General features: G+C 63.8%; 8 protein-coding genes. 5 read left to right on the top strand and 3 right to left on the bottom strand.

Annotation, left to right across the window (positions count from 1 at the left end):
• Window positions 1–62 precede the first annotated feature (62 nt).
• Both ACFV2O_RS28940 and ACFV2O_RS28935 read right to left on the bottom strand, forming a co-directional pair.
• Window positions 63–746: an IS3 family transposase gene (locus tag ACFV2O_RS28940; RefSeq protein ID WP_379254536.1), complete on the bottom strand. Its 684-nt coding sequence runs from the start codon at window positions 744–746 to the stop codon at window positions 63–65.
• Window positions 747–748: 2 nt separating this feature from the next.
• Window positions 749–1,048 carry a transposase gene (locus tag ACFV2O_RS28935; protein WP_194982285.1) on the bottom strand — a complete coding sequence of 100 codons (300 nt, stop codon included), beginning with the start codon at window positions 1,046–1,048 and terminating at the stop codon, window positions 749–751.
• Between the two features lie 114 nt (window positions 1,049–1,162).
• Between ACFV2O_RS28935 and ACFV2O_RS28930 the strand changes: the two genes are divergently transcribed.
• From ACFV2O_RS28930 to ACFV2O_RS28920, 3 genes are all read left to right on the top strand, one after another.
• Complete coding sequence (locus tag ACFV2O_RS28930; protein ID WP_379254535.1) at window positions 1,163–1,807, top strand: hypothetical protein; 645 nt, start codon at window positions 1,163–1,165, stop codon at window positions 1,805–1,807.
• A 93-nt stretch (window positions 1,808–1,900) separates the two neighbouring features.
• On the top strand, window positions 1,901–2,350 hold the full coding sequence (locus tag ACFV2O_RS28925; RefSeq protein ID WP_218004182.1) for a hypothetical protein: 450 nt from the start codon (window positions 1,901–1,903) through the stop codon (window positions 2,348–2,350).
• The gene (locus ACFV2O_RS28920; RefSeq protein ID WP_157171096.1) at window positions 2,323–2,775 is read left to right on the top strand and encodes a hypothetical protein; all 453 of its coding nucleotides are present in this window, start codon (window positions 2,323–2,325) and stop codon (window positions 2,773–2,775) included. The genes ACFV2O_RS28925 and ACFV2O_RS28920 overlap by 28 nt, the downstream gene beginning before the upstream one ends.
• Before the next feature lie 939 nt (window positions 2,776–3,714).
• On the opposite strand, the gene ACFV2O_RS28915 is transcribed toward ACFV2O_RS28920, so the two are convergent.
• Complete coding sequence (locus ACFV2O_RS28915) at window positions 3,715–4,149, bottom strand: nuclear transport factor 2 family protein (RefSeq protein WP_083881020.1); 435 nt, start codon at window positions 4,147–4,149, stop codon at window positions 3,715–3,717.
• A 34-nt stretch (window positions 4,150–4,183) separates the two neighbouring features.
• Here ACFV2O_RS28915 and ACFV2O_RS28910 point away from each other — a divergent pair, with 34 nt between their 5' ends.
• Both ACFV2O_RS28910 and msrA read left to right on the top strand, forming a co-directional pair.
• Entirely contained in the window at window positions 4,184–4,987 is an 804-nt protein-coding gene (locus ACFV2O_RS28910) for a helix-turn-helix domain-containing protein (protein WP_051021558.1), read from the top strand.
• A 738-nt stretch (window positions 4,988–5,725) separates the two neighbouring features.
• Window positions 5,726–6,220 carry a peptide-methionine (S)-S-oxide reductase MsrA gene (gene msrA, locus ACFV2O_RS28905; protein WP_379254557.1) on the top strand — a complete coding sequence of 165 codons (495 nt, stop codon included), beginning with the start codon at window positions 5,726–5,728 and terminating at the stop codon, window positions 6,218–6,220.
• Window positions 6,221–6,375: the final 155 nt, after the last annotated feature.

Genomic DNA, 6,375 nt, shown 5'->3' with positions numbered 1-6,375 from the left:
ACGCGAACACACGAATCGCCGAAGGCCTCCGAACCCCCCTTGACCAGGGAAATAGGTGGATATTAGCCGGATAAGGGGCAATCGCCGACCGAGCCCATCGATTGCGCGATCCCGTTGTCGGCCAGCCGATTAGCGAACCGAATCGCCGTGTAGGTCGAGCCCCTATCGCTGTGGTGTATCAGCTCACCGTCGCGGATGTCACGGCTCCAAACCGCGAACTCCAGCGCTCCGAGCACAAGCTCGGTGTCGCAGCGGTCCGAGGTTTTCCAGCCCACGATCCGGTTGGAGAACGCATCCCGCACCGCTGCCAGCCAGAACGCACCCTGACCGCACGGGATCCTGGTCGCGTCGGCCACCCACAACCGGTTCGGCCGGTCCGCGGTGAAGACCCGCTCGACCAGATCCGGTGCCGGCGCCGCCCGTGGATCGGTTCGTGTCGAGGCGATGCGCCACCGTTTCCGCAGGAACGCGCCCTGCAACCCGGCGCCACTCATCACCCGCTCCACCCGTTTGCGGCCGACGGAGATGCCGCGCCGGGCCAGCATTGCATGCACCCGAGGAGAGCCATAGGTGCCGCCGGAGCTGGTATGGATATCGACGATCTCAGCCAGCAACGCCTCGTCCGCGATCTGGCGAGCCGAGGGCTGTTCCAGGCGTTTGCACCACCAGTAATAGGTCGACGAGGCGATCCCGAGTACCCGCAATACGAGCTCGACCGGGTGCTGGCTGTCCTTGACGAACCGCACGATCACCTCCGGGTCTGGCCGAGCTCCGAGGCGAAATACGCACTCGCAGACCGCAGAATGTCGTTGACCCGCTCCAACTCGGCGACCTGCTTACGCAGCCGCTTGTTCTCCTCGGCCAAATCGGACGCCTCCGGCTCCGGTCGCTGACCGGTGTCGGCTTGTCGGATCCAGTTCCGCAAGGCCTCGTGATGGACCCCCAACTGCTGGGCGAGCTTGCGGATCGTCGGCTTCGGGTCCGATTCCAGATACAAGCGGACCGCTCGAGCCTTCAACTCGTCCGGGTATTTCTTCGGTGCTGCCACGCGGGGCTCCTTCCCGGTCCTATCGGACCATGCTCAGAGCCCTCCAAGGAAGCGGGGGAACCTCAGAGCATCACCGGACGCCTTCATGGTTTCACACCCGACGAAGTCCGCAGCGTGCCGATCCTGGGCCCCGACAGAAAGGTTGTCGGGGTGCACTTTCCGTCGCAGCTCACAGACTTGAAGACGCCAATGATTTTCTCTCCCGTCGAACTTGAATCCGCGAGACACACGTACACACAGTGGACCAGGGGCCGAGGATCCCAGCAGCCGAAGTGGGTCCTCCGAGGGACGTTCCCGGCCCCTTGGGGTGAAGAGACGGTATCCGCGTCGGCACACGCCGATGGGTCCGGATACGACGTTCAGGTCAAGAAGAAGATTCCGTTCACCAGATGGAGCAGATGGGTTCCCGTGTGGGTCGACGGAGGGACCTACGGGACGATCCTTGCCGCCGACAAGCACTTCAAACAGGCCGTCAAAGGCGCACCAACAGCCGAACTGATCCAGATGTCGTGTTCAGCCGCCGCAGGCTCAGCCGCACGCGAGTCCGCCGAATCGCTGCATTCAGCAGGAATAGGCTTCGACGTACACGCAACCGAAAAGAAATACGGCTACATAGAGCCGGGACCCAGCAGGGGGAAACAGGACCCCGGCACCTTCATCGGACACAGTTCCGAGGTGGAACTGAACGAATCCGGTGACACGAAGTCACCCTGGGTCAAATACGAGGCACCCAGACAACGACCGAACACACAAGACTGACGCCCGCACGACCCGGCCCCGCTGCACATGACTTCGAACATCAGCGCAGCCGACTTCGAACATCGAATACATCGAGGCGGACGTGGACACCGTGTGCGCCGCGTCCGCAGTCTGCTCGCCGCTGGCCTGAACACCGCCATCATCGCGACGATCCTGCCCTGCCTGCGTGACGAGGGCGAACGTCTGGTGCCGACCTGCTCCGATGTCGTCGCCGACCTGACCAAGGGGCGCGAGCGGATCACGAAGGCCATCACCGATTTGCAGACCTCCCGCGCCGCGCTCGACAAAGTCATCGCCGCAGCTCCCGCCGATGTCCAGGCCCGACGGGTGTCAGCATCATTTGCGGACCTGGTAGTGGTCGAGGCCGCATTGGCCTTTGGCGGCTCGGAAGCATTCCTCGATCGCCCACCTCGCGCCGGCGACGGCCACGTGTACGAATCCGGGCGGGATGTTATCGAAGACCGGCAGCGTGGCCCAGGCGAAGCGTATTCGGGTTCCGAACCAGCGCCGCTGCCGTGGCCGCCGAACACCTTGCGGCCTTGATTAGCGGCGCGTTGGTCTGGCCGTTGCGCGGCGATCCGCGCCGTGGCGGCGGCCTGGGCCGGGTCGGGCGCGACCAGGGTGGCGCGGACGGCGCGGCCGATGTTGGCGACGGTGGCCCCGATCGCGGACCCCAACCGCGAGTTGGTCACCGGGTCGTCGTGGGGGTCGGTGCCGACGATGTCGAGCCAGCGCTGCCTGAACTCGAGCATCGCGGCGGCGTCGGTATCGGCGACCGTGTGCGCTGCGCCGCCAGATCGCCGCAACTTCGCGTGAGTGTCGGTGCCGAGGATCGACTCGATCTCGAGCGCGGCAGGCGCCTCGCCGAGCAGTCGCACCCGAAACCAGCGCGCAAGAAGTATCTTGATAAGACTGGTCGGCGCCCACCAGCGCCATCGACGGCGGGGCGACTTAACCAGCTCAGTTGATGACCGCACAAAGAAGTCCACCCGTCTGCGGTTTTCGAGCGGCAGATAGTCTTCTGGCCAGGCCCGCTCGATGCCGCCATCGAGATGCCGGATTCTGGGGCCCGATGATTACAGGCCATGTCCGCGGCTGGAGTTCGGCGATCACTTGGCAGCAAAGCTTTCGGCACTTTGGGTCATGTGAACTGTGTAACGCACATACAACGCAGCGCCCGGACGGATCGGTACCAGCTGCCTCGCCCAGCATTCAGAATGCATGTGCCGCATCGCGGTGTCCACGCACCCGGTGAGATCTCCGGCCGCAAGGTCACCAACATGACCTCTCGTAACGGGGACACCTTCGCCAGGGCAGGTAGTCGCCGACCTCCCCGGGCGCATCCACAAGACGCAGCATATCCTCCACCTGACCGACGACGACCCTACCCGCGTCAGGGCAAATGCCCACGCCGACCTCACCGAACGCGCCATGAAGCCGTCGTGACACCATCCCCGCAAAGCCAACGGACCACCGATGTTCGCGACTGATCTAGCGGCCGAGCGTCTCATACGATCGAAGGCCGTGCGCCTGACCGTCACTATTCGAGCTCCTGTTGCCCCGAGCACGACGACCGCCAGCGGCAACAGCACGTCGAACAACACGACAACACCGCTCGGTGAAGGCGGTACTGGTCGAGGACGAGACCAGCGCCACCTCGCGACCCGCGCCCGGCGCCGCCCCCAGCGGCCGGGCGCTGGCGGTGCGTTGGTGCGGCATCGGTTACCGCCGAGCCCACCGTCCCCGGCCGCACGGCTCGTCTCGCCGATGGGGCCGATGCTGCTGTTAGCTAAACGTGTGACGAAGACGCTCGCCGTTCAGACTGCGGCCGAGCCTCGTGTTCGACAGCGTTGATGGTGCGGGGCACGGAAGGAAGGTCGTAACATCCCCGCCGACGCATGATTCGTCTAGAGCAAGGCAAACGGGTTGTCGTCGCTCTCCTGGAGTGGTTGGACGACCTCCCAGTGCTCGGCGATCAGGTCGTCCTGGATACGGAAGACGTCGGCCACGGCGATCAGCGCCCCGCCGGGCACCCACCTACGGGAGAGCATCGTGACGTAGTCACCTTCGGCGAACAGCCGACTGATCTCCATCCGCATCTCATGAAGTGGATAGTTCCTGAAGGCTGTGATCCAGTCGGCCCGGTTCGTGTGCGGCACATCCGCGGCGTGGTCGACGAAGTCCTCGCGCAGGAGCGACTCGACTACATCGAGGTTGCCGCGTCCAACGAACTGGGTGACCACTTCGTGGACCAACTTTTTGTTCTGATCGTTCTTGTTCTGATCGTTCATGCCTGAAGTTTCTCGGTGCCAGCGGCAACTGTCGATGAAATCGGATGTCATGGATCGGCTCCGTCCGGCTAGCTAGGCTGTCGCCATGAAGAGCGTCGGCGAACTGCTGCGGGAGTGGCGGACTTACCGTCGACTTAGCCAGCTCGACCTCGCGATCGCCGCCGAGGTCTCGGCGCGGCATGTCAGCCTGGTCGAGACCGGAAAGTCACACCCGAGCGCGGCGATGGTACTTCGTCTCGCCGATCACCTCGACGTGCCGCTGCGCGATCGCAACCGGCTGCTGCTCGCCGCGGGCTACGCGCCCCGCTACGGTCAACGCTCGCTCGACGGGCAGGAACTCAGATCGGCGCGCCACGCCGTGGAATCGGTCCTCCGCGCGCACGAGCCGTTTCCAGCGCTCGCGATCGACCAGCGCTGGAACATTGTGCTGAGTAATGGTGCGGTGGGGCCGTTCCTCGCCGAGTCCGACGCGGAACTGCTAGTTCCGCCGATCAACCTGGTCCGACTGGCTCTGCACCCGCGGGGACTGGGCGGACGGGTCGTCAATGTCGCACAGGTGCGTGCGGTCCTACGTGCTCGTCTGGCGCGGCAGCTCGCACGAACTCGCGACCCTGTCGTCGCCGAGCTCTACGATCGGCTTATCGAAGCCGGTCCCGGAGATGACGCAGATTTCGTGTCGATCGGAACGGAGATTGCGACTCCGATGACGTTTCGACATCGTGGCGAGGTCCTCTCTCTCTTCTCGACCACCGCCACTTTCGGCACGGCGCTGGACATCACCCTCGAAGAGATCTCGATCGAGCTGTACTACCCGGTGGATGCGCAGACGGAAGCCCACTTCCGCCGCCTCCAACCAGCGCCTGCCGCCACCGACTCGACGGCCCCGTGATCTGCATAGACGATTCCATCAGCCAGTGGTCGAGGAAGCAGACGAGCGAGTGGTGCCGATGCGGTCCCGCTGCGCGTGACCATAATCGAACGCCACCGCACGACTGCTTCCGCGTTGGTGCGTCACTGGCTATCGCGCCGAGCGCACCCTCCCGCGCCGGCGGTCGAGCCCTATGTAGCGACCCATGCCGAGGCGGGGGACTGTGCCGAGTTGATCGCGGCGCGTCTCGGAATCCTCTGCGACGATATGTATCTGGAGGTCGGACGAGGTGCGCGGTCGGCATTGAAGAGGGTGGGTAGGGTGGATACTGAGCGACCAGAGGAGGCAGATCGGGATTCTGCTGTTTCCCGGCGTCGAGGAGTTCCACGTTATTGGGCCGTGGGAAATCCTGTACTGCGGGACTGAGTGCTTTTTTGGCGACGGGTTCGAGGTGTTCACCTTCTCGTTTGATGACGAGCCGGTCGGCTGCGCGAAGGGCATGACGATCAGTCCGCAGCATGGACTCTGCAGTGCGCCCGCCCGGGACGTGCTGTGCGGGACGTCGTCGCCCGCCACGCCGCGTGGTGTGACGGCACATACTGGACGGTTTGATGAGGCTTCTCTGTGCCACCCAGACGCGCCGCACAACGACGTCCGTGGCCGTGATCTGGAGCTCTGTCAGGCTGCGGTGTGGCGTCGTTGGTGGTTATATCGGGCGCGGGACTGTCCCGTCGTTGTGAATGGAGAAGTGTGACCGAAATGCGAAAGGCGGTCCTAGCCGGTGGGTGTTTCTGGGGCATGCAAGACTTAATCCGGAGGCAGCCCGGGGTGGTGTCGACCAGGGTCGGTTATACCGGTGGGCGACCGAACAGTCGGCCAACGTGTCGCAATCATGCAGGTCATGCTGAGGCCGTTGAGGTCGTCTACGATCCCGCGCAGACCGATTACCGGACGCTGCTCGAGTTCTTCTTCCAGATCCACGATCCAACGACGAAAGATCGGCAGGGCGGGAACTACGGCGCGCAGTACCGTTCAGCAATCTTCTATGTCGACGATGATCAGAAGCGTGCCGCGCTGACTACGATCGTCGATGTCGAGGACTCCGGCCTGTGGCCCGGCAAGGTTGTTACCGAGTTGAATCCAGCGGGCGAGTTCTGGGAAGCAGATTCTGAGCAGCAGAACTATCTGCTGCGGAACATGGACGGCTACTCATGCCATTTTCCGCGTCCCAATTGGAAGCTGCCGAAGCGGTAATGGACTGGGAGTCTGCCGACATTTCTATCCGATCTGGGGTTCGAAAGGCGCATTCTCGCCTGATCGGCGAGAACACCAAGCTGTATGGCCTTCTTGCCGCGCTCAACGAGAACTTGACCAAGGCTAGGACCGAGAACCGAACGCTCCGGCGGTCT

Origin of the sequence: Nocardia sp. NPDC059691, assembly GCF_042733915.1 — a bacterium.
GTDB lineage: Bacteria > Actinomycetota > Actinomycetes > Mycobacteriales > Mycobacteriaceae > Nocardia > Nocardia sichangensis.
Note: the sequence above shows the minus strand (reverse complement) of the source record. Positions and strands in the feature narration are given on the sequence as shown.